Source organism: Candidatus Clostridium helianthi, assembly GCF_045310795.1.
Lineage (GTDB): Bacteria > Bacillota > Clostridia > Clostridiales > Clostridiaceae > Clostridium > Clostridium helianthi.
This window is the reverse complement of the sequence record NZ_JBJIAB010000153.1, coordinates 1-299: the sequence shown is the minus strand read 5'-3', so window position 1 is coordinate 299 and position 299 is coordinate 1. Positions and strand designations below refer to the sequence as shown.

The window sequence follows — 299 nt, the reverse complement described above, 5'->3', positions numbered from 1 at the left end:
TTGGAGGGATTAGATTACACGAAGTTGTATAAGGCGTACTCTTCCGTTGGAAGAAAACCGGCAGTGGAACCTAAAATTATGTTCAAAATAATATCATATGCTTATTCTCAAAATATTTATTCAAGCAGGAAAATCGAAAAAGCATGCAAAAGAGATATAAATTTTAAGTGGTTACTTCAATGTTATAAGGCACCGGATCATGCTACAATCAGTAGATTTCGTAAAGACTATATTTCAAATGAGGTAATTGAAGATTTATTTTATCAACAAGTTAATTATTTAGCAAATCAAAATGAAAT

General features: G+C 30.1%; 1 protein-coding gene. It reads left to right on the top strand.

Translation table 11 applies throughout. From position 1 onward, the window contains the following. On the top strand, window positions 1–299 hold a 299-nt coding region (locus ACJDTP_RS27595; RefSeq protein ID WP_420492551.1), incomplete at both ends, for a transposase.